Consider the following 21,730-nt stretch of genomic DNA (forward strand, 5'->3'; position numbering starts at 1 on the left):
TGTTGCGACGCGATGCCGGCCCGCTCTGCGGCGGACGTCAGCGGCCTTCCTTGCCCAGGTCGTCCAGCGGATGCGGCTGGCCTTCGGGCCAGGGCTCATCGAAGAACTTCTGCACCCAGGCCTCGGTGGCCATGTCCAGCACCGCGGGGTTCCAGCGCGGCTTCTTGTCCTTGTCGATCAGCAGCGCGCGGATGCCTTCGGCGAAATCGCCGTGCGCGGTGCAATGCAGCGCGGCGATGTACTCGGCGCGGAACACGTCGTCCAGCGACCGCAGCCGCATGCGCTGCTGCAACGCGAACGACAGCCGCAGCGAGCCGGGCGAGGCGGCCAGCATGGTGGTGGCGGCGCGCGCCAGCCACGGATCGGCGTGGTCCTTCAGGGTGGCCAGCTCTTCGCAGATCTCGTCCAGCCGGTTGCCGCTGCACAGGCTGTTGATCAGGAACGAATGCTGGCGCAGATTGCCGCCTTCCAGCGGCGTCTGCGGCTCGAGCGCGGTCAGCGCGCGGCGCAACAGGCCGTCGTTGATCGAACGCGGCGGAATCGCGTCCTCGGCGGCGCCCGTGGCCTGGCCGGCCCAGGGCTGTTCCTCGAGCGAGGCCAGCAGCTTGGGCCAGTCTTCGTGATTCAGGCGGAAATCCGCCAGCCCGGCGAAGAAGGCATCGGCGGTGTTGATCTGCGCACCGGTCAGCGCCAGAAACACGCCGGTGCGGCCCGGCATGCGGTTCAGCAGCCAGCTGCCGCCCACGTCCGGGAACAGGCCGATAGACACTTCCGGCATCGCCAGGCGCGAGGTCTCGCTGACCACGCGGTGGCTGGCGCCCATCATCAGGCCGATGCCGCCGCCCATGACGATGCCGTGGCCCCAGCACAGCACCGGCTTGGGGTAGCTGTGGATGCGGTAGTCCAGGCGGTATTCGTGCTCGAAGAAGCGGCGCGCGTAGGCATTGCCCCAGGCGCCCTTGCCGGCGTTCTCGGTCATGCTGCGGTACAGGCCGTGCAGGTCGCCGCCGGCGCAGAAGGCCTTGTCGCCCGCGCCCTGCAGCACCACCAGCACCACGCCCGGGTCACGCGCCCAGGCGTCCAGGCGCTCGGCCAGCAGGTCGACCATTTCCAGCGACAGCCCGTTCAGGGTCTGCGGCGCATTCAGCGTCGCGATCCCGAACCGCATTCCATTGGCGGCGGCTCTTTCTTCGAACAGCACCGGTGCATTCATCTTATGTCAGCTCCTTTTTCCAACAATTGGCGGGCAATGATCACGCGCATGATCTCGTTGGTGCCCTCCAGTATCTGATGTACGCGAGTATCGCGCACCAGACGCTCCAAGGGATAGTCCCGCAGGTATCCATAACCGCCGTGGATCTGTTGCGCGTCCAGGCATATCTGGAAACCCATGTCGGTGGCGAAGCGCTTGGCCATGGCGCAGTAGGTGGCGGCGTCCGGCGCGCCGGCGTCCAGCTTGCAGGCCGCCAGCCGCACCATCTGGCGCGCCGCCACCAGGTGGGTGGCCATGTCCGCCAGCTTGAACTGCAAAGCCTGGAATTCCGCCAGGCGGCGATTGAACTGGCGCCGCTCGTCCATGTAGCGGCGGGCCGCGTCCAGCGCGCCCTGGGCCGCGCCGACCGAGCAGGTGCCGATGTTGATGCGGCCGCCGTCCAGGCCCTTCATGGCGATCTTGAAGCCCTCGCCCTCCTCGCCCAGCAGGTTGCCGGCCGGCACGCGCACGTTCTCGAACACAATCGGACGGGTGGACTGGCTGTTCCAGCCCATCTTCTCTTCCTTGCGGCCGTAGCTGATGCCCTCGCTGTCGGCCGGGACGGCAAAGGCGCTGATGCCGCCCGCGCCCTCGCCGCCGCTGCGCGCCATCACCACCAGCAGGTCGGTGTCGCCGCCGCCCGAGATGAAGGCCTTGGCGCCGTTGAGCACGTAGTGGTCGCCCTGGCGCTGCGCCCGGGTCGACAGCGACGCGGCGTCGGAGCCGGCGCCCGGTTCGGTCAGGCAGTACGAGGCCAGCTTCTGGCCGCTGGCCAGCAGCGGCCCCCAGGCCTCGCGCAGGGCCGGCTGGCCCCACTTGCCGACCATCCAGGTGGCCATGTTGTGGATCGTCAGGAACGCGGTGGTCGACGGGTCGACGGCGGCCATTTCCTCGAACACCAGGGTGGCGTCCAGGCGCGGCAGGCCCAGGCCGCCGATGTCCTCACTGGCGTAGATGGCGCAGAAGCCCATTTCGCCGGCGCGCGCGAAGGCCTCCTTGGGGAAGATGCCTTCGGCGTCCCAGTGCGCCGCGTGCGGCGCCAGTTCGCCTTCGGCGTAGTCGCGCGCGGCCTGCGCGAACGCGCGCTGCTCGTCGGTCAGTTCCAAGTCCACAGCCTGTCTCCTGATGTCATCGGTATTGTCTGTTGGCGTTGCTGCCGTCTCGTGAACGTCAGCCAGGCCATTTTGACATGACGTTGACGTAAACGTAAGGGTGCGGCGCCGTCAATGTTACGCCGGAAGGACCGGCGCGATTTGTCCTGATGATGACAATGTGGCGGCCGCCCGCCCCGCCCGGGCGGCGCGCGCCCGGGGCCAGCCGCTAGAGCAGCCCGGCCGGACGCACCCGGCCGTTGCGGGCGGTCTTGGCGCGCCGATGCTCGGCGCGGCGGCGGCGCGATTCCTTGGGATCGAAGCTCAGTCCGCGATAGATCTCGACGCGGTCGCCGTCGGCCAGCGGCGTGCCGGCCTCGACCACGCGGCCGAACACGCCCACGCCCCGCTCCCAGGGCTGGACCACCGGAAAGGCCTGGGCGAAACCGCTGGCGCGCAGGGCGTCGGCCACCGTCGCGCCGGCCGGCAGGCGCAGTTCGCGCAGCCAGACCTGGGCCGACAAGGCATAACAGACCGAGACCTCGATCTGGCCGGCGGCGGACGGCTCATTCGCCATACTTGGCCTGCGCGCGCTTGGTGAAGGAATCGATGAAGCTGGTGGCGATGCGGTTGAACACCGGCCCCACCACCATCTCCAGCGCCCGGTTGGAAAAGGCGTATTCCATGGTGAACAGCACCTTGCAGGCATCCTCGGCCAGCGGCTGGAACTCCCAGTGCCCCACCAGGCTGGAAAAGGGTCCGTCGACCAGTTCGAGGTCGATGCGGTCGGGGTAGACGTGCCGGTTGCGCGTGGTGAAGCGCTGCTTCATGCCCGCGAAACTGATCAGGATGGACGCCTGCATGCCGTGCTCGTCGCGGGTCTGCACCTCGGCGCCGCCACACCACGGCATGAACTCGGGGTACTTTTCCACGTCGGCGACCAGGTCGAACATCTGGGCGGCGCTGTAGGGCACCAGGACGGATCGCTGTACTTTGTGCATCGACTATCGCAAATGGCTAGAATGATAGGATTTTACCGGCACTGCGCCGCCGGGGCGCAAACGAGCACAAACGAAGAACAAACGGGCATATTGGGCCCCACAAGATGAGCATTATCGATAACCGCAAGGCCACGCACGACTATTTCATCGAAGACCGCTACGAAGCCGGCCTGGTGCTCCAGGGCTGGGAAGTCAAGGCGATCCGCGATGGCCGCGTGCAGCTCAAGGAAAGCTACGTCATCGTGCGCGATGGCGAACTCTACCTGCTGGGCATGCACGTCAGCCCCCTGCCCACCGCGTCCACCCACATCCATCCGGACGCCATGCGCACCCGCAAGCTGCTGCTCAAGGCCGAGGAAATCAGCAAGCTGATCGGCAAGGTCGAACAGCGCGGCTACACCCTGGTGCCGCTCAACCTGCACTACAAGAACGGCCGCATCAAGCTCGATTTCGCCCTGGGCCGCGGCAAGAAGCTGTTCGACAAGCGCGACACGGCCCGCGAAAAGGACTGGCAGCGCGAAAAAGAACGCATCATGAAGCACGACACCCGCGCCTCGCGCAAGGACAGCTGACCCCCGCCTCGCGGCATCAGGCCGCCACCGGCAGCGGCGGCGGCTCGACCAGGCTCACGCCCGGTCCCGTCACCCGGTTGCGGCCGCCCTGCTTGGCCGCGTACAGCATGCGGTCGGCGCGCTCGAAAAAGGCCTGCAGGTTCTCGCCCGGCAGCCAGTCCGCCACCCCGGCGCTGAAGGTATAGGCGATGGTACTGCCGCCATGCGCGCACGGCGTGCGCCGCACCGAATCGAGCAGCCGGTCCGCCACCTCCATCACCGCATCGCTGCGCATGTCGGCGAACAGCACGCTGAATTCCTCGCCCCCCACCCGGCCCACGTGGTCGCCGGTGCGCAGCGTGGCCGTGGCCAGCAGGCCGAAATGGCGCAGCACCGCGTCGCCGGCGGCATGGCCGTGGGTGTCGTTGATGCGCTTGAAATGGTCGATGTCCAGCACCATCAGCGTCAGCGGCCGGCGCGTGCGCAGGGCGTGGGCGCAGTAGCGCTCGCCCTGCAGCCACCAGGCCTTGCGCGACATCAGCCCGGTCAGGAAATCGGTGCTGGCCTCCTGCTCGCGGTCGGCCAGCATGCGGTCATGGATGATCATGATGGTGCCCAGCGACAGGCACGGCATCGCCAGCACGCCCAGCGTCATGAACAGAATGTTCCAGGCGGTCGGCTGCAGCAGGAAATCGGCGTGGGCCACGCCGGAGGCGAACAGCGCCACGCGCAGCGCGCAGGTCACGCCCGAGATCATCGCCACCGACCAGACGAAGTAGTAGCTGTAGCGCGAGCGGTTGGCCGGCCGGCCCTGCCACACCGCCGCGGCCACCGCGAACATGAAGCCCATCTGCAGCGCCGACATGGCCACGATGCGCGGCGCGACCTGGCTGTCCAGGTAGGTGTAGCCCACCAGCACCAGCCAGGCGGTGGCGCAGGCCAGGCCCATCAGGTGGCGCGGCAGGCGCTGCCCCAGGAGGCGCCGCAGGCCGGTGTAATAGGCGCACAGCGCCAGGCTGACCAGCATGTTGGGCAGCAGGATCGACAGCCAGCGCGGCGCCTCGGTGGCCTGCAGCCCGAATAAAAAAAACGCCAACAGCGTGAGCAGGTTGGCGCGTATGGTTTCGCGGATCCCCGCCATGCCGCTGCGCGCCAGGGATCCCAGCACGCAGAGCGACAGCACTCCCGTCAGTACTGCGATCAACAGCAAATGCACGGGAGCAATCATGGGCGGGGCGCCTCACGGCGCGCGGTTCAGCTGTTGCGGGTGGATTTGACGATGGTCATGGCCGAGGCGATCATGCCGCCCACGTCCGCCAGATTGGCCGGCAGGATCAGGGTGTTGCCTTCCTTGGCCACGTTGCCGAAGGCCTCGACGTAGCGCTCGGCCACCTTCAGGTTGACCGCTTCCATGCCGCCGGGCTGGCGCACCGCGTCGGCCACCTGCGTAATGGCCTTGGCGGTGGCTTCCGCGATGGCCAGCACGGCAGCGGCTTCACCCTGCGCCTGGTTGATCTGGGCCTGCTTCTCGCCTTCCGAGCGGGCGATGGCGGCTTCGCGTTCGCCGGTGGCGATATTGATCTGTTCCTGGCGGCGGCCTTCCGAGGCCGCGATCAGCGCGCGCTTTTCACGCTCGGCGGTGATCTGCGCCTGCATCGAGCGCAGGATCTCGTTGGGCGGCGTCAAATCCTTGATTTCATAGCGCAGCACCTTCACGCCCCAGTTCAGCGCGGCCTCGTCGAGCGAGGACACGATGGTGCTGTTGATGGCGTCGCGTTCCTCGAAGGTGCGGTCCAGTTCCATCTTGCCGATCACCGAGCGCAGCGTGGTCTGCGCCAGCTGCGTGATGGCCGAGATGTAGTTGGACGAGCCGTACGAGGCGCGCATCGGGTCGGTCACCTGGAAGTACAGCACGCCGTCCACCTGCAATTGGGTGTTGTCGCGCGTGATGCAGACCTGGCTCGGCACGTCCAGCGGGATTTCCTTGAGCGAGTGCTTGTAGGAAACGCGCTCGATGAACGGGATCACGAAGCCGGCGCCCGGCGACAGTACGCGGTCGAACTTGCCCAGCCGCTCGACCACCCAGGCGTGCTGCTGGGGGACGATGGCGATCGCCCTGATGACGATCAGGATCGCCAGCGCGACGATGACGAGCAGGACGATGGTGGAGTTATCGATCATGGTGTGGTGCCTCTTCTGGGGTGAATGCGGTGACGCGCCTGCCCGCGAAAGTCAGGGCGCCTGCTGCGGCCGGCCCGTCTGCGCGGGTCCGGGTCCTGCCTCGGGACGGGCCGGCGCGGCCAGGCTCCAAGCCCGCCACGCCGCCACGCCCTAGCGCGTGGCGCCGGTCGCGTCCCCCTTCGGAGTCAGGACCAGGCGCGTGCCGCGCATTTCGGTGATGATGTGTTCGCCGCCGTGGGCCGGCTGCCCCTCGGCCAGTTCCGCCTGCCAGTGCGCGCCGCGGTACCAGACGCGCGCGTTGCCGTCCTGGCTCCAGGCTTCCACCTTGACGGTCTGGCCGATGTCCAGGTTGACGTCGGCGTTGCGGGACGCGTCGACCTCGCGCTTTTTCAGGACGCGCGTCTTGCGCAGGACCAGCAGGCCCAGCAGCAGCACGACGCCGCACGCCACCAGCTGCCATTCCAGGCCCGCCAGCAGCCAGGCGGCGACACCGCCCGCGGCCAATCCCAGCGCCACCAGCAGCAAGTAGAAGGTTCCCGTCGCCAGTTCGCCTATGAGCGCCAGCGCGGCCAGCCCTAACCAAATCCACATAGTTACGTTCGCCTGAAAGGATGAGTCGGTCAGCGGATTGTACGTATTTCCATGACGCCGCGGTGACACCCCCGCCGCCCCTGGACAATCGCCTGGATTATGATGTGCGCTGGCTGCCGTCCCCGGCCGCTGGCATTTTCCACGCACACACCCCAATGACCGCTGCAATCTCCTCCGCCCGCCCCGTCCTCATCCTGCACACGGGCGACCCGGACGATACGCTCAAAAGCCAGTTCGGTGGCTATGCCGAGCAGCTGGCGCGGGCCTCCGGCCTGACGCCCGACGCCCTTGAAGTGGTCGCCGTCCACGCCGGCGAACGCCCGCGCGCGCCGGACCAGTACCGCGCCGCCCTGATCACCGGCTCGCCCGCCATGGTCACCGACCTGGAACCCTGGAGCGAAGACACCGCCGCCTGGCTGCGCGAGGCCGCCGCGGCCGGCCTGCCGATGTTCGGCATCTGCTACGGCCACCAGTTGCTGGCGCACGCCCTGGGCGGCAAGGTGGGCTACAACCCCGCCGGCCGCGAAGTCGGCACCCAGACGGTCGAACTGCTGCCCGCTGCCGCCGGCGACAAGCTGCTGGCCGGCCTGCCGCCCACCTTCCCGGCGCAGATGCTGCATGCGCAGACCGTGCTGCAATTGCCGCCCGGCGCGGCCGTGCTGGCGCGTTCCGACCTGGACCCGCACCAGATGATCCGCATCGGCCGCAACATCTTCTCGACCCAGTTCCACCCCGAATTCGGCCCCGATTTCGTGCGCGCCCACCTCGAACGCTTCGGCCGCCGCTACGCCGCCGAGAACCTCGACGTGCCCGGCCTGTCCGCCAACGTGCGCGCCACCCCGGTGTCGGGCGAACTGGTGCGCCGCTTCCTGGACGCCTACGCGCTGGCCTGAGGCCCGGGCCTGGGGCGCGAGCCGCCCCCGGCAACAACCGGAGTGCGGCGCGGGCCGGCCTTTGAGAACATTGTCGAAAGCGCGCAAACCGGCGCGCCCCTGGAGCCCGACATGACCCACGCCGCCCCCTTGAGCAAACAGCACGCCGCCGCCGTCGAACGCGCCTGCCGGGCGCTGGAGGCCGAGCAGCCGCCCGACCTGAACACGCTGGCCGAACAGGCCGGCATGAGCCGCTTCCACTTCCACCGCATCTTCAAGGCGGCCACCGGCATCACGCCCAAGGCCTACGCCAACGCGCTGCGCGCCGACCGCGCCCGCCAGCAGTTGCGCCAGAGCGCCAGCGTCACCGACGCCATGTACGGCGCCGGCTTCAACTCCAGCGGCCGCTTCTACGAGGCCGCGCCGGCCATCCTCGGCATGACGCCCACCGCCTTCCGCAAGGACGGCGAAGGCGTCGAGATCCGCTTCGCCGTGGGCCAGTGCGCGCTCGGCGCGCTGCTGGTGGCGGCCAGCGACACCGGCATCTGCGAAATCGCGCTGCACGAGGATCCCGAACAGCTGGTGCGCAACCTGCAGGACCGCTTCAAGGCGGCCCGGCTGATCGGCGCCGACCAGGAATTCGAGCAATGGATGGCGGCGGTGGTCGGTTTCGTCGAGAACCCCTCGGTGGGCCTGCACCTGCCGCTGGACGTGCGCGGCACCGCCTTCCAGCGCCGCGTCTGGGAGGCGCTGCGCGAGATCCCGGTGGGCACCACCGTCACCTACACCGACGTCGCCGAACGCATCGGCTCGCCGCGTTCGGTGCGCGCGGTGGCGCGGGCCTGCGCCACTAACAACATCGCGCTGGCCATCCCCTGCCATCGCGTGGTGCGCACCGACGGCTCGCTGGCCGGCTACCGCTGGGGCATCGAGCGCAAGCGCGAACTGATCGAGCGCGAGGCCAAGGCGGCCTGAAGGACATGGCCCGCGTCCTTGCCAGGGGCGCTGCGCGGCACGGATGGCAAGCCCGCTATAATTGAGAACAGTTGTCAATCGTATTTGACTGTTCTCACGCGGGCTTTCTCGCCCGCCGGCCTGCCATGAACGTGCCTGTTGGCGACATCTCCGCCCTCTACCAAGCCGAAGTGCGGCGCCTGCGCGCCATCGTGCGCCGTATCGTCGGCAGCCAGGGCGCGGCCGAGGACGTCGTGCAGCAGGCCTTCACCAATTTGCTGCGCATGGGCGCCCAGCGCGCCCAGGTCAATGCCGGCTACATCACCCGGGCGGCCCACAACCTGGCCCTCAACCACCTGCGCGATGCGCGCCGCCGCGCCGAGGTGGAGTTGACCGGCCTGGAACTGGACCACCTCCCCGACTCCCGCCCCACGCCGGAAATGATCGTGATGTACCGGCGCGAGCTGCATCGCCTGCTGGAGGCCATCGCGGCGCTGCCTGAACGCCGCCGCCAGGCCTTCGTGCTCAAGCGCATCGAAGGCCTGTCCTATGACGAGATCGCCGAACGCATGGGCACCAGCCGCAATACCGTGATCTCGCAGGTCGTGGCCGCCATGGCGCAGCTGGACGCCTCGCTGGAGCCCGCCTGAGCCATGGCCGCCCCCGCCCAGGACCCGATCTACCTGGCCGCGCTGGAATGGCTCGCGCGGCTGCACGACGAGGACGCCACCGAACAGGATCGCCGCGCCTTCGCCGGCTGGCTGGAGGCCGACCCGGCCCACCCCGCCGCCTATGCGCGGGCGCAGGCGCTGTGGAACCGCTTCGACGCGGTTCGCCCCGTCGCTGACCGCATGCATCGTCGCCGCGCCATGCTGGGCGTGCTCGCGGCGGCCGTGACGGTTCCCGCGCTATATGCATTGTCGCGCCTGCACCTGCTGGCCGACTATCGCACCGGCATCGGCGAACGGCGCCGCATCGTCCTGGCCGACGGCAGCGCGCTCGAACTGGGCAGCGACACCGCGTTGTCGGTCCGCTTCGACAGCCGCCAACGCCAATTGACCCTGCATCGCGGCCAGGCTTACTTCCAGGTCGCCGCCGACGCCGCACGGCGCTTTTCCGTGCGGGCCGGCCAGGGGATCAGCACTGCGCTCGGCACGCAATTCGACGTCAAGCTGCTGGACGACATCGTCACCGTATCGGTCACCGAGCATGCGGTCGCGGTGCGGCCGCGTCCCGACGCGCCCCCCGTGACGCTCGAAGCCGGCTGGCAGATGCGGTACGGCGTCTCGGGCGGCGCCGCGCCCGCGCGCTTCGATCAGGCGGCCGCGCTGGCCTGGCGCCAGGACCGCCTGGTGTTCAACGACGTGCCGCTGGCCACCGTGCTGGCCGAGCTGCAACGCTACCAGCGCGGCCCCATCTTCCTGATGGATGCCGGCGTGGGCGCGCTGCCGGTCACGGCCGCCTTCCACACGGCGGATCCGCAGGAGGCCCTGCGTGGCCTGGCGGAAACCTTCCCGATCCGGCTGCGTGTCGTGGCGGGCTACGCCACCCTGGTCTACGCGCGCTGACCACCCGACAACATTCAGTTACCAACTTCCCGCCCGCTTCGATCATCAGTTCCCGCCCGTCCGGTGTTTGACAGGGAGAGGACGCGCAATTCGCCGTCGCGATATCGAAACACGAACAAGGGCAAACCGCACATGTCGGCCGCACAACACCATCCCCTACGCCACCGCGCTGGCGCCTCCCTGCACACCGGCCGCCACGGCTTGCGCCGCCTGGCGGCCGCCTTGCTGGCGGCCACCGCCTGGGCCGCGGGCCAACCCGCGGCCCAGGCGCAAGCCGCTCCCGCCGACGCCGCCACGCATCAACGCTTCGATATCCCCAGCCAGCCGCTGGCCAGCGCCCTGCTCTCCTATACCGCGTCCACCGGCCTGCAACTGGTCATGAGCGGCGACATCGCGCGCGACCGGACCGCCCCCGCGCTGCACGGCAGCTATACCCGCGATGAGGCCTTGACGCGCCTGTTGGCCGGCTCGGGCCTGGGCTGGCGCCACAGCGGCAACACCCTGATCGTGTCGCGGTTGCCCGCCACCGCGAGCGACGCCACCACGCTCGCCCCCATCCGGGTGCAAGGCGCGAGCGAGACCGTCCGATACGTGGCCGACACTTCCGGCGCCGGCACCAAGACCGACGCCCGGCTGATCGAGACGCCCCAATCCATCTCGGTGGTGACACGCCAGCAAATGGACGACCAGGCGGTGCAGAACGTGCGCCAGGCGCTGCGCTATACGCCTGGCCTGACCGCCGAATACCGCGGCGCCGGCGGCTCGCGCTACGACACGGTGATCTACCGCGGCTTTGGCGGTGGCATCAATTACGACTACGCCTATCTGGACGGGATGCGCCTGCTGGGCACGAACTACGCCATCCCGCAGATCGACACCTACAACCTGGAACGCATCGAAGTGCTGCGCGGCCCGTCATCCGTGCTGTTCGGCCAGGGCACTCCGGGCGGCCTGATCAACCTGGTCAGCAAGAAACCCACCGCCACGCCGCTGCACGAGATCGAATTGCAGGCGGGCAGCCACAACTTCGGGCAGGCCGCCTTCGACTTCGGCGGTCCGGTGGACGACGCCGGCAAGGTGCTCTACCGGCTGACCGGCGTCGCTCACACCGGCAAGACCCAGATCGACTACCAGAAGGACGAGCGCGTGGCGATCGCGCCGGCCGTCACGTTCCGCCCCAACGCCGACACCTCGCTGACGCTCCTGGCGCAGTACCAGCATGATCCCTATGGCGGCTACTTCGGCTTCCTGCCGGCCGTGGGCACCATCCAGGACCTGCCCGGCGGCGGCCGCATCGGTCGCCGCTTCTTCGACGGGTCGCCGCGCTTCGATGAATTCAAGCGCACGCAGACGGCCCTGGGCTATCTGCTGGAGCATCGGATCGACGAGGTCTGGTCGGTGCAGTCCAACCTGCGCTACATGCAGATGAAAACGGACTACAAGAGCGTCTACACCACGGGGCTGAATGCCGCCGATCCGGCCAACCCGCTGCTGACGCGGCGCGCCATCGTCAATCACGCCAACATGGACGCGGTGACCGCGGACAACCATGCCCAGGCCCGTTTCAACACCGGCGCCCTCGCGCACACCGCGCTGTTCGGCATCGACTACCAGCGCCTGAGTTATCGCGAAGACCAGGGCATGGGCGCCGCGCCATCCTTGTCGATCAATCGGCCCGATTACGACGCCGCCATCGCCACGCCGTCGATCACCGTGCGCAGCAAGCAGACGCTGGACCAGATAGGCCTGTACGCGCAGGACCAGGTGAAACTGGGCCAATGGACGCTGCTGGGCGGCATCCGCCAGGACTGGGCGGGCAACGACCGGCGCAACCGGATCAACGGAGACACCACCCACCAGTCCGACCGCGCCTTCACCTGGCGCCTTGGCTCAGTCTATGAATTCAGCAACGGCGTGGCGCCCTACGTCAGCTATTCGCGTTCGTTCCAGCCGGTGGCCGACGCCGACGCCCAGGGCAATCTGTTCAAGCCCACCAAGGGCGAGCAATACGAGGCCGGCATCAAGTACCAGCCGCCCGGCCAGGACGCCTTCGTCAGCGCCGCCGTCTACCAGCTCACCCAGAGCAACGTGCTCACGACCGATCCGGCCAACACCAACTACAGCATCCAGACGGGCGAGGTGCGCTCGCGCGGTCTGGAACTGGAAGGCAAGGCCAGCCTGACGCGCAACCTGGACCTGCTGGCGTCCTACACCCTGATGGACAACGTCAACACGCGCAGCACCACCGCGCAGGGCAAGCACCCCACCTACGTCTCGCGCCACAGCGCCAACGCCTGGGCCAACTACACCTTCCACAGCGGCGCGCTGGCCGGCCTGAGCCTGGGCGGCGGCGTGCGTTACGTCGGCAGCAGCTATGCCAACGCCGACAACACATTGAAGGTCTCGCCCTTCACGGTGGTGGATGCCGCGGTGCGCTACGACCTGGGGCAAGCCATCCCTTCGCTGAAGGGACTGACCGCCGGCATCAACGCCAGCAACCTGTTCGATCGCGAATACGTATCGGCGTGCGCCACCGCGACCAAGTGCTTCTACGGCGCCGGACGCACCGTCATCGGCACCCTGACCTACCGCTGGTAAGCGTGGGCGCCCTGGCATGAGCATCGACGCCCCGCGCCGCCTGCGCATCTGGCGATGGCTGCATACGTGGTCCAGCCTGGCATGCACGCTGTTCCTGCTGATGCTGTGCCTGACCGGGCTGCCGCTGATCTTCCATGACGAGATCGACGCCTGGTTCGACACCCCCGCCCGTGTCCCGCCGGCGCGGGAGGCGGCCGCGCCACGGGACGTGGATGCCATGGCCGCGCGGGTGCGCGAGCAATACCCGCGCCGTGACATCCGCTTCATCGTCTGGCTGGACGAACCTCACCAGTACCGTTTCGGGCTGAGCCCGGGCGCGCCCGGCCAGAAGCCCTTCGCGCTGGTCGATGCGCGCGGCCCCGTCGTCACCGGCGAGGCCTGGAGCGAGAAAGACTGGCGCCACGGCGGGCCGATGGCCCTGCTGTTGCGGCTGCACACCGACATGCTGCTGGGCATGCCGGGCAGCCTGATCCTGGCCGTCATGGGCGCGCTGCTGCTGGTATCGCTGGTTTCCGGCGTGGCGCTGTACGGCGGCTTCATGCGCAAGACGCCGTTCGGCACCGTGCGCAAGGGGCGTTCGCGGCTGCTGCGCATGCTGGACCTGCACAATCTGCTGGGCATGGTGCTGCTGGTCTGGTTGACCGTGGTCGGACTGAGCGGCGCAATCAACACGCTCGATTCGTTCGTCTTTGGCGCCTGGCGCGAGCATGCGGCCAGCCGGCAGTTGGCCGCGCCGCCGCCCGGCCCGCCGGTCGCCCGGCCGCTGCAGGCCGCGGTCGACCTGGCCCGGCGCACACTGCCGGAGCGCGACGTCAGCTTCCTGGCGCTGCCCGGTTCGCTGTTCTCGTCCGACGGCGCCTGTACCGTCTTCATGCAGGGCCGCACGCCGCTGACGCGACACCTGCTGCAACCGGTCGTGGTGCGCATCGCCGACGGCGCACTGCTCGAAGCGGATCCGCCGCCCTGGTACATGTGGCTGCTGGAAGGCTCGCGGCCGCTGCATTTCGGCAACTACGCCGGCCTGCCGCTCAAACTGATCTGGGCCTTGCTGGATCTGGCGGCCATCGCCGTGCTGGTCACGGGGCTCTACCTGTATCTGCCCAGGCGGCGCGGGCCGGGCGCGGCAGCCAGGGGTTGACCGCCGCCGGGCCGCCCCAAGAAAAAACCCCCGCCTCTTTCGAATGCGGGGGTTTGCGTCAACGCGGGCGACTTACTGCTTCGCCAGGCGCTGCCAGGTGTCGACCACCGTGTCCGGATTCAGCGACATCGACAGGATGCCTTCATCCTTGAGCCACTGCGCGAAGTCCGGGTGATCGCTGGGGCCCTGGCCGCAGATGCCGACGTACTTGTTGGCGGCCAGGCAAGCCTTGATCGCGCGGCGCAGCATGAACTTGACGGCCTCGTCGCGTTCGTCGAAATCGGCCGCCAGCAGTTCCATGCCGGAGTCGCGGTCCAGGCCCAGGGTCAGCTGGGTCATGTCGTTCGAACCGATCGAGAAGCCGTCGAAGTACTGCAGGAACTCGTCGGCCAGGATGGCGTTGGAGGGCACTTCGCACATCATGATCAGCTTCAGGCCGTTCTCGCCGCGCGCCAGGCCGTGCTTGGCGAGCAGGTTGACCACCTTTTCCGCCTGGCCCAGGGTGCGCACGAACGGCACCATGATCTCGACGTTGGTCAGGCCCATGTCATCGCGCACCTTCTTGAGCGCTTCGCATTCCATGCGGAAGCACTCGGCGAAGTCGTCGGCGATGTAGCGCGAAGCGCCGCGGAAGCCCAGCATCGGGTTCTCTTCCTCGGGCTCGTAGCGCGAACCGCCGACCAGCTTGCGGTACTCGTTGGACTTGAAGTCCGACATGCGCACGATCACGGGCTTCGGGTAGAAGGCCGCCGCGATGGTGGCCACGCCTTCGGCCATCTTCTCGACGAAGAAGGCGCGCGGGCTGGCATGGCCGCGGGCGGCCGATTCCACGGCCTTCTTCAGCTCGCCGTCGACGTTCGGGTAGTCCAGCACCGCCTTCGGGTGGATGCCGATGTTGTTGTTGATGATGAATTCCAGGCGCGCCAGGCCGACGCCGCCGTTGGGGATCTGGGCGAAGTCGAACGCCAGCTGGGGGTTGCCCACGTTCATCATGATCTTCAGGTCGATGGCGGGCATCTCGCCGCGGCGCACTTCCTCGACTTCGGTCTCGATCAGGCCGTCATAGATGCGGCCTTCGTCGCCCTCGGCGCACGACACGGTCACGGCCTGGCCTTCCTTGAGCAGGTCAGTGGCGTTGCCGCAACCCACCACGGCCGGAATGCCGAGCTCGCGCGCGATGATGGCCGCGTGGCAGGTACGGCCGCCGCGGTTGGTCACGATCGCCGAGGCGCGCTTCATGACGGGTTCCCAGTTGGGATCGGTCATGTCGGTGACCAGCACGTCGCCGGGCTGCACCTTGTCCATGTCGGAGATGTCGCCGACCACGCGCACCGGGCCCGAACCGATCTTCTGGCCAATGGCGCGGCCGGTGATCAGGACCTGGCCGGTGGCCTTCAGGCGATAGCGCTGCTGCACGTCGTTGGCGCCCTGCTGCGACTTCACCGTTTCCGGGCGCGCCTGCAGGATGTAGATCTTGCCGTCGACGCCGTCGCGGCCCCACTCGATGTCCATCGGGCGGCCGTAGTGCTTCTCGATGATGACGGCGTAGCGGGCCAGCTCGTTGACCTCGTCGTCGGTCAGCGAGTAGCGGTTGCGCTCGGACACCGGCACGTCGACCGTGCGCACGGCGCGGCCTTCCGGACGCTCGGGATCGAATTCCATCTTGATCAGCTTGGAACCGATGCGGCGGCCGACGATGGGGAAATGGCCCTGGGCCAGCGTGGGCTTGAAGACGTAGAACTCGTCGGGGTTGACGGCGCCCTGCACCACGGTTTCGCCCAGGCCGTACGACGAGGTGATGAACACCACGTCCTGGAAGCCCGATTCGGTGTCGATGGTGAACATCACGCCGGCGCTGCCCTTGTCCGAACGCACCATGCGCTGGATGCCGGCCGACAGGGCCACATCTGCGTGGGCATAGCCCTTGTGCACGCGGTAGGAGATGGCGCGGTCGTTGTAGAGCGAGGCGAACACGTGGCGGATCTTGTCCAGCACGTCGTCGATGCCGACCACGTTCAGGAAGGTTTCCTGCTGGCCGGCGAACGAGGCGTCGGGCAGGTCTTCGGCGGTGGCCGACGAGCGCACGGCGAACGAGCCCTTGCCATCGGCGTCGAGCTTGGCGAAGGCGTCGCGGATCTGCGCTTCGAATTCAGCCGAGAACGGCGCTTCGACGATCCATTGACGGATCTGCGCGCCGGCGTTGGCCAGCTCGCGGACGTCTTCGGGGTTCAGCGTGGTCAGGCGTTCGGCGATGCGCTTGTCCAGGCCGGAGGCCTGGAGGAAGTCGCGGAAGGCGTCAGCGGTCGTGGCAAAGCCGCCCGGCACGCGGACACCCGCGCCAGACAGCTGGCTGATCATTTCGCCTAGTGATGCGTTCTTGCCTCCTACCGAGTCCACGTCCGTCATGCGGAGCTGCTCGAACAAAACAACGTACGACATTGAAGTCACCTTTTACAATGGAATGAAAGCGAGTTTGGTCAATGCAGATTCGACGCCGGCTACCGCCTGGATTTCGCCGATCCGCCTGCGCTGACCAAACTGGCCTTGGACCGCCCTTGGGGTGACTTATAGGGGCCTGATTGTACTCGGAGGAGCACATCCGGCCATCCGCCTGGTTGGAATTTTTACATATGACATCTACCCCGATCGTACGCACGGTATACATCGTTTCCGACAGCACCGGCATCACCGCGGAAACCTTCAGCCAGTCGGTGCTTTCCCAGTTCGAGCAAGTCGATTTCAAGCCGGTGCGGCTGCCGTTTGTCGACACCCTGGAAAAAGCCGCCGAAGTGGCCATGCGCATCGACCGCAGCGCCCTGGAGGCCGGCGTGCCGCCGATCGTCTTCAGCACCCTGGTCAATCCTGACATCCTGGCCCGTGTTCGCCAGGCGAACGGAATTTTCCTGGACCTGTTCGGCACCTTCGTCAGCCACATCGAGCAGGCGCTGGGGCTCAAATCCAGCCATTCCATCGGCCGCTCGCACATGCAGGCCAATTCGGAAAAGTATCGCAACCGGATCGACGCCATCAACTTCAGCCTGGCCCACGACGACGGCCAGTTCGTCAACCAGCTGGACCAGGCCGACGTCATCCTGGTGGGCGTCTCGCGCTGCGGCAAGACCCCGACCAGCCTGTACCTGGCCATGCAATACGCCATCAAGGCCGCCAACTTCCCCCTGACGCCCGACGATTTCGAGCGCGGCACCCTGCCCTCGACCATCGCGCCGCACCGCGCCAAGCTGTTCGGCCTGTCGATCCAGCCCGAGCGCCTGTCCGAAGTGCGCAACGAGCGCCGCCCCAACAGCCGCTACGCGCAGCTGGAGCAGTGCCGCTATGAAGTGGCCGAGGCCGAGCGCATGATGCGGCGCGAGGGCATTTCGTGGCTGTCCACCACCACCAAGTCGATCGAGGAGATCTCGACCACGGTGCTGCAGGAAGTGGGCCTGGACCGCGGCTGAAAACGATCAGGGCGCGCCATTGGCGCGCCCTGATCGGCAAACCCGGCTGCGCCCATCCGTCACTGCCGCACCGCCCCGGGCAGGACGACGGGACGGGACAGTTCGATGTAACTGCTGTCGACCGGCAGGTAGAAGCCCACCAGCTTGCCGGACGAGGCCACCAGATAGGCCTCCGTGCGGCGCGGCAAGGCAATCGAGAACGGGCCGCCCAGCGGCCGGAACACGTCGCCCTGCACGATGGCGCCGGCCCGCCGCCATTGCGAGCCGGAAGGCAGCGTCACGGCGGCGTCGTTGGGCAGCTTCGCCACCACCTCGCGCGACAGTTGCAGCCGGCCGGCCGATTCGGTCATGTCGACCGGCACCAGGCTGACCCGTTGCGGCTTGCCCGAGGCGCATCCGCCCAGCGCCAGCGCGCACAGGCAGGCGGCAAGCAACGACTGGCAGCGCGCGCGCGTGGCGCGGCCTGGCAGGGAATGAGCGACCGGCAATGGCGCCATGGAACACCTTGGGAGCGGCAAAGCGTCGAGTATATGCCGGCCCGGCGTCCCCCCGGCGGGCTCAGACACGCACCAATGCAGAATCAGCGCGGCGCGCCCGCCAGCGCCTGGCGGCGCTGCTCGAACAGGCAGATGGCGGCGGCGGCGCCGACGTTCAGCGACTCCACCGCGGCCATGTCATGAGGAATGCGCAGCCTGAGCCGCGCCGCCGCCAGCAACTCGGCGGCCACGCCCTGGCCCTCATGGCCAAAGACCCAGGCGCAACGCTCGGGCAGGCGCCCGGCGTACAGGTCCTGGGCGCCTTCCAGCGCGGTCGCCACCAGCGGCACGCGCAACCCGGGCAGCAGCGCCGGCAAGTCCACGTGCTCGTGGATCGCCAGCGCGAAATGCGCGCCCTGGCCGCTGCGCAGCACCTTGGGCGACCAGGCGGCGGCGGTGCCGGTAGCCAGGAACACGCGCTTGATGCCGGCCGCGGCGCAGGTGCGCAGCAAGGTGCCGACGTTGCCCGGGTCCTGGATACGGTCGAACAGCACGCAATTCTCGTCCACCGCCTCGGGCAGGGACAGCGACGGCGGCGTCACCACGAAGGCGACGCCCTGCCCGCTTTCGACGCTGGCCAGCGCCTGCATCAGGCGGGCGTCCAGCGCCAGGCAGCGGGCGTCCGGCACGGCGGCCGCCAGCGCCGCGATATCGGGCTGCGACAGGCGCTCGACGTCGAAGATGGCCTGGTCCGGCGCGCCATGATGCTGCAGCCACGCCTGGCACAGGTGCACGCCGTCCAGCAGCACGGGCGCGCCGCGCTTGCCGGCGGTGCCCGCCAGCTTGACGAGCGCCTTGACCGCGGGGTTGTCGCGGGAACTGATGTGTTTCATGAGACCAGGCCGAAGGCCTTGATGGGCGCGAAACTGCGGCGATGCTCGGCGCAGGGGCCGTGTTCGCGCAGCATCTGCAGGTGCAAGGCGGTGCCGTAGCCCTTGTGCTGATCGAACGCATACTGCGGGTACAGCGCGTGCAGGCGCAGCAGGTCGGCGTCGCGCGCGGTCTTGGCCAGGATCGATGCGGCGGAGATCGCCGGCACCAGGGCATCGCCCTTGATCACCGTCTGCACCGTGCAGCCCAGCTTGGGCGCCTGGTTGCCGTCCACCAGCGCCAGCTGGGGCGCCAGCGACAGGCCCTCGACGGCGCGCCGCATCGCCAGCAAGGTGGCGCGCAGGATGTTCAGGCTGTCGATCTCGGCCACGCTGGCGCTGGCCACGCACCAGGCCAGCGCATGCGCCTGGATCTCGAGCGCCAGCGCCTCGCGCGTGGCGGCCTTCAGCACCTTGGAGTCGGCCAGGCCGTCGATGGGCCGGGCCGGATTCAGGATCACGGCGGCCGCGTACACGGCGCCCGCCAGCGGACCTCGGCCGGCTTCGTCGACGCCGGCCGTCACCAAGGCCGGCTGCGCCGGCGCGGCAAACAGGTCAGGCTGCTCCACCGGCCACCTCCAGGATCGCCTGGGCGGCGAGCGCCGGCGTATCGCGCAGCAGTTCCTGGTGCAGGGCCGTGAAACGCGCTTCGATGCGCGCCGCCAGGGCTTCGTCGGTCAAGGCCGTCCAGGTGGCCTCGGCCAGCTTCTCCGGCGTGGCGTCGTCTTGCAACAGCTCGGGCACCGCGAAGTCGCGCAGCAGCACGTTGGGCAGGCCCACCCACGGCAGATACGGCCGTTCCTGGCCGGACTTCCAGGCCATGATGCGGCGCATCAGCGGCGACAGCACGTAGGAAATCACCATGGGCCGCTTGTACAGCGCGGTTTCCAGGGTGGCGGTGCCGCTGGCCACCAGCACCGCGGTGCTGGCTTCCATCACCGACCACGCCACCGGCGCCTGGCGATCGCCATCGGCGCCGTGCAGGTCCTGGGCGGTGACGCAGCGCAGCCCCGGCACCGGGTATTTGGCCAGGATCGCCTGGAATTCGGCGCGGCGCTGGTCGTTGACCATCGGCACCACGCACTGCAGCGCCGGATCGCGCTTCTGCAGCATCTGCGCGGCTTGCAGGAAGCGCGGCGCCAGCAGGCGAATCTCGGACGAACGGCTACCCGGCAGGATCGCCAGCACGCGCGCGTCCTGGTCGATGCCGAGCCGCGTGCGCGCGGCGGCGCGATCGGGCTGCATCGGCACGGCGCCGGCCAGCGGATGGCCGACATAGGTGACCGGGATACCTTCCTTGCGGTAGATCTCTTCCTCGAACGGGAACAGCACCAGCATGTGCGACACCGATTCGCGGATCTTGTGGATGCGGTCGTAGCGCCAGGCCCAGATCGAGGGGCCGACGAAATGGACGGTGGGCGTGCCGGCCTGGCGCAGCTGGTGCTCCAGGCGCAGGTTGAAATCGGGCGCGTCGATGCCGACGAACACCGACGGCGGCTCGGCCAGCCAGCGGCGTGAAACGTCGCGATAGGTGCGCAGCAGGCTCGGCAGGCGCTTGAGCGCGTCGACGTAGCCGAACACCGTCAGCGCATGCATCGGGTGCCAGGTGTCGAAATCGCGCGCTTGCATCTGCGGGCCGCCGATGCCCTCGCACAGCACGCCCGGGGCGCGCTGCTGCAGACCGGCAATGATGCGTCCGGCCAGCAGATCGCCCGAGGGCTCGCCGGCCACCATGCCGATCCGCCTGTTCATGGACGGATGATGCCGCGGGACGACACGTCGAGGAAATCCAGCAGCGTCTGCAGGTGCTCGGCGACTTCGGGCTCGGCCTGCTGGCGGGCGCGCAATTCGGCGCGCGCGTCATCCAGCGACAGGCCGCGGCGGTAGATGATCTTGTAGGCGTCGCGCAGCGCCGACACCTGGGCCGGCGTGAAGCCGCGGCGCTTCAGGCCCTCGACGTTGACGCCGACCGGACGGCACGGGTTGCCCGCGGCCAGCACGAACGGCGGCGTGTCCTGCATCAGCGAGCTGTTGCCGCCCGTCATGCTGTGGGCGCCGATGCGCGAGAACTGGTGCACGCCGGTAAGGCCGCCCACGATGGCCCAATCGCCGACGTGGACGTGGCCGCCCAGCTGCACCGAGTTGGCCAGGATGGTGTGGCTGCCGACATGGCAATCATGCGCCACGTGCACGTAGGCCATGATCCAGTTGTCGTCGCCCAGCGTCGTGGCGCCGCCATCCTGCACCGTGCCGGTGTTCAGCGTGACGAACTCGCGCACCGTGTTGCGGTCGCCGATCACCAGGCGGGTCGGCTCGCCGTTGTACTTCTTGTCCTGCGGCATGCCGCCGATCGAGCAATACCGGTAGAACCGGTTGTCGCGCCCAATGGTGGTCACGCCATCGACCATGCAATACGGGCCGAGCTCGGTGCCGGCGCCGATCGTCACATCGGGTCCCACGACGCAGAATGCGCCGATGACCACGCTGGGGTCGATTTTCGCCGCCGGATCAACGACGGCGGTGGGATGGATGTTTCCTGCCATTTACTCTTCCAGGCTACGGATCGCGCACATGAGCTTGGCCGACGCCACTTCCTGTCCGTCGACGGTGGCACGCGCTTGGTATTTACAGATGCTGCGGCTCAGGCGCTCGGCTTCGACCTCGATGCGCAACTGGTCGCCCGGCACCACCGGACGGCGGAAACGCGCGCCATCGATGCCGACCAGGTAGTAGGCCGTCTTGGCGCCTTCGCACTTCAGGCCGCCGTTCTCGTCGGTGAACGAGAACAGCGCCGAAGCCTGGGCCATCGCTTCCACGATGAGCACGCCCGGCATCACCGGATGGTGGGGGAAGTGGCCGTTGAAAAACGGTTCATTGATCGAGACGTTCTTGATGGCGACGATGGATTTGCCGGGCACCATTTCGACGACACGATCAATCAGCAGCATCGGGTAACGATGCGGCAGCCTCTCCATGATCCCCTTGATGTCGAGTTCCATTTTTCTGTGAATTCCTGCGTAATGAATTAAATCTGTCGGCGCCGCGAGCGCCAGGGCGGCATGGCGGCGCC

The 21,730-nt window shown here is 68.2% G+C and carries 22 protein-coding genes; 8 read left to right on the top strand and 14 right to left on the bottom strand.

From position 1 onward, the window contains the following. Positions 1-37 precede the first annotated feature (37 nt). The 4 genes from H0523_RS15390 to H0523_RS15405 all read right to left on the bottom strand — a co-directional run bounded on the left by H0523_RS15390 (position 38) and on the right by H0523_RS15405 (position 3,344). On the bottom strand, positions 38-1,213 hold the full coding sequence (locus H0523_RS15390) for an enoyl-CoA hydratase/isomerase family protein (protein ID WP_054431159.1): 1,176 nt from the start codon (positions 1,211-1,213) through the stop codon (positions 38-40). Next, entirely contained in the window at positions 1,210-2,364 is a 1,155-nt protein-coding gene (locus tag H0523_RS15395; RefSeq protein ID WP_024068658.1) for an acyl-CoA dehydrogenase family protein, read from the bottom strand. The genes H0523_RS15390 and H0523_RS15395 overlap by 4 nt, the downstream gene beginning before the upstream one ends. A gap of 208 nt (positions 2,365-2,572) precedes the next feature. Continuing rightward, entirely contained in the window at positions 2,573-2,920 is a 348-nt protein-coding gene (locus H0523_RS15400; protein ID WP_054476880.1) for an RnfH family protein, read from the bottom strand. Further along, positions 2,910-3,344, bottom strand: a complete 435-nt coding sequence (locus tag H0523_RS15405) for a type II toxin-antitoxin system RatA family toxin (RefSeq protein WP_006385176.1) — start codon at positions 3,342-3,344, stop codon at positions 2,910-2,912. The genes H0523_RS15400 and H0523_RS15405 overlap by 11 nt, the downstream gene beginning before the upstream one ends. Before the next feature lie 104 nt (positions 3,345-3,448). Between H0523_RS15405 and smpB the strand changes: the two genes are divergently transcribed. Further along, positions 3,449-3,916 carry an SsrA-binding protein SmpB gene (gene smpB, locus H0523_RS15410; RefSeq protein WP_006394520.1) on the top strand — a complete coding sequence of 156 codons (468 nt, stop codon included), beginning with the start codon at positions 3,449-3,451 and terminating at the stop codon, positions 3,914-3,916. Between the two features lie 16 nt (positions 3,917-3,932). On the opposite strand, the gene H0523_RS15415 is transcribed toward smpB, so the two are convergent. The 3 genes from H0523_RS15415 to H0523_RS15425 all read right to left on the bottom strand — a co-directional run bounded on the left by H0523_RS15415 (position 3,933) and on the right by H0523_RS15425 (position 6,667). Next, positions 3,933-5,123 (bottom strand): GGDEF domain-containing protein, encoded by a 1,191-nt coding sequence (locus H0523_RS15415; RefSeq protein ID WP_054431157.1) that lies wholly within the window; start codon positions 5,121-5,123, stop codon positions 3,933-3,935. A gap of 26 nt (positions 5,124-5,149) precedes the next feature. Next, entirely contained in the window at positions 5,150-6,076 is a 927-nt protein-coding gene (locus tag H0523_RS15420; protein WP_006394518.1) for an SPFH domain-containing protein, read from the bottom strand. Positions 6,077-6,226: 150 nt separating this feature from the next. Next, positions 6,227-6,667, bottom strand: coding sequence for an NfeD family protein (locus tag H0523_RS15425; protein WP_054431154.1), 441 nt, complete (start codon positions 6,665-6,667; stop codon positions 6,227-6,229). Positions 6,668-6,822: 155 nt separating this feature from the next. Between H0523_RS15425 and H0523_RS15430 the strand changes: the two genes are divergently transcribed. The 6 genes from H0523_RS15430 to H0523_RS15455 all read left to right on the top strand — a co-directional run bounded on the left by H0523_RS15430 (position 6,823) and on the right by H0523_RS15455 (position 13,797). Continuing rightward, positions 6,823-7,560: a glutamine amidotransferase gene (locus H0523_RS15430; RefSeq protein WP_054431152.1), complete on the top strand. Its 738-nt coding sequence runs from the start codon at positions 6,823-6,825 to the stop codon at positions 7,558-7,560. 111 nt (positions 7,561-7,671) lie between these two features. Next, a complete protein-coding gene (locus H0523_RS15435; RefSeq protein ID WP_082380491.1) occupies positions 7,672-8,514 on the top strand; it encodes a bifunctional transcriptional activator/DNA repair enzyme AdaA in 843 nt (280 codons plus the stop codon). A 125-nt stretch (positions 8,515-8,639) separates the two neighbouring features. Beyond that, entirely contained in the window at positions 8,640-9,143 is a 504-nt protein-coding gene (locus H0523_RS15440; protein WP_054431147.1) for an RNA polymerase sigma factor, read from the top strand. A gap of 3 nt (positions 9,144-9,146) precedes the next feature. Beyond that, positions 9,147-10,061 (top strand): FecR family protein, encoded by a 915-nt coding sequence (locus H0523_RS15445; RefSeq protein ID WP_054431146.1) that lies wholly within the window; start codon positions 9,147-9,149, stop codon positions 10,059-10,061. A 132-nt stretch (positions 10,062-10,193) separates the two neighbouring features. After that, the gene (locus H0523_RS15450) at positions 10,194-12,659 is read left to right on the top strand and encodes a TonB-dependent siderophore receptor (RefSeq protein WP_082404490.1); all 2,466 of its coding nucleotides are present in this window, start codon (positions 10,194-10,196) and stop codon (positions 12,657-12,659) included. 16 nt (positions 12,660-12,675) lie between these two features. After that, positions 12,676-13,797 (top strand): PepSY-associated TM helix domain-containing protein, encoded by a 1,122-nt coding sequence (locus H0523_RS15455; RefSeq protein ID WP_054431143.1) that lies wholly within the window; start codon positions 12,676-12,678, stop codon positions 13,795-13,797. A 72-nt stretch (positions 13,798-13,869) separates the two neighbouring features. Here H0523_RS15455 and ppsA read toward each other — a convergent pair whose 3' ends face one another. Further along, positions 13,870-16,236, bottom strand: coding sequence for a phosphoenolpyruvate synthase (ppsA, locus tag H0523_RS15460; RefSeq protein ID WP_006394510.1), 2,367 nt, complete (start codon positions 16,234-16,236; stop codon positions 13,870-13,872). A 191-nt stretch (positions 16,237-16,427) separates the two neighbouring features. Between ppsA and ppsR the strand changes: the two genes are divergently transcribed. Continuing rightward, positions 16,428-17,255 carry a posphoenolpyruvate synthetase regulatory kinase/phosphorylase PpsR gene (gene ppsR / locus H0523_RS15465; protein ID WP_054431142.1) on the top strand — a complete coding sequence of 276 codons (828 nt, stop codon included), beginning with the start codon at positions 16,428-16,430 and terminating at the stop codon, positions 17,253-17,255. Between the two features lie 59 nt (positions 17,256-17,314). Here ppsR and H0523_RS15470 read toward each other — a convergent pair whose 3' ends face one another. From H0523_RS15470 to fabZ, 6 genes are all read right to left on the bottom strand, one after another. After that, complete coding sequence (locus H0523_RS15470; RefSeq protein WP_231689877.1) at positions 17,315-17,752, bottom strand: hypothetical protein; 438 nt, start codon at positions 17,750-17,752, stop codon at positions 17,315-17,317. A gap of 83 nt (positions 17,753-17,835) precedes the next feature. Then, positions 17,836-18,624, bottom strand: a complete 789-nt coding sequence (locus tag H0523_RS15475; protein WP_054431141.1) for a TrmH family RNA methyltransferase — start codon at positions 18,622-18,624, stop codon at positions 17,836-17,838. After that, positions 18,621-19,229: a ribonuclease HII gene (rnhB, locus tag H0523_RS15480; protein ID WP_054431140.1), complete on the bottom strand. Its 609-nt coding sequence runs from the start codon at positions 19,227-19,229 to the stop codon at positions 18,621-18,623. Before rnhB ends, H0523_RS15475 begins: the two co-directional genes overlap by 4 nt. Then, the gene (lpxB, locus tag H0523_RS15485) at positions 19,216-20,412 is read right to left on the bottom strand and encodes a lipid-A-disaccharide synthase (RefSeq protein ID WP_054431139.1); all 1,197 of its coding nucleotides are present in this window, start codon (positions 20,410-20,412) and stop codon (positions 19,216-19,218) included. Before lpxB ends, rnhB begins: the two co-directional genes overlap by 14 nt. After that, complete coding sequence (lpxA, locus tag H0523_RS15490; RefSeq protein WP_006394504.1) at positions 20,409-21,203, bottom strand: acyl-ACP--UDP-N-acetylglucosamine O-acyltransferase; 795 nt, start codon at positions 21,201-21,203, stop codon at positions 20,409-20,411. Before lpxA ends, lpxB begins: the two co-directional genes overlap by 4 nt. Then, entirely contained in the window at positions 21,204-21,659 is a 456-nt protein-coding gene (fabZ, locus tag H0523_RS15495; RefSeq protein WP_006385190.1) for a 3-hydroxyacyl-ACP dehydratase FabZ, read from the bottom strand. Positions 21,660-21,730: the final 71 nt, after the last annotated feature.

Origin of the sequence: Achromobacter insuavis (assembly GCF_902859645.1) — a bacterium.
In the GTDB taxonomy this organism is placed as follows: Bacteria; Pseudomonadota; Gammaproteobacteria; order Burkholderiales; family Burkholderiaceae_B; genus Achromobacter; species Achromobacter insuavis.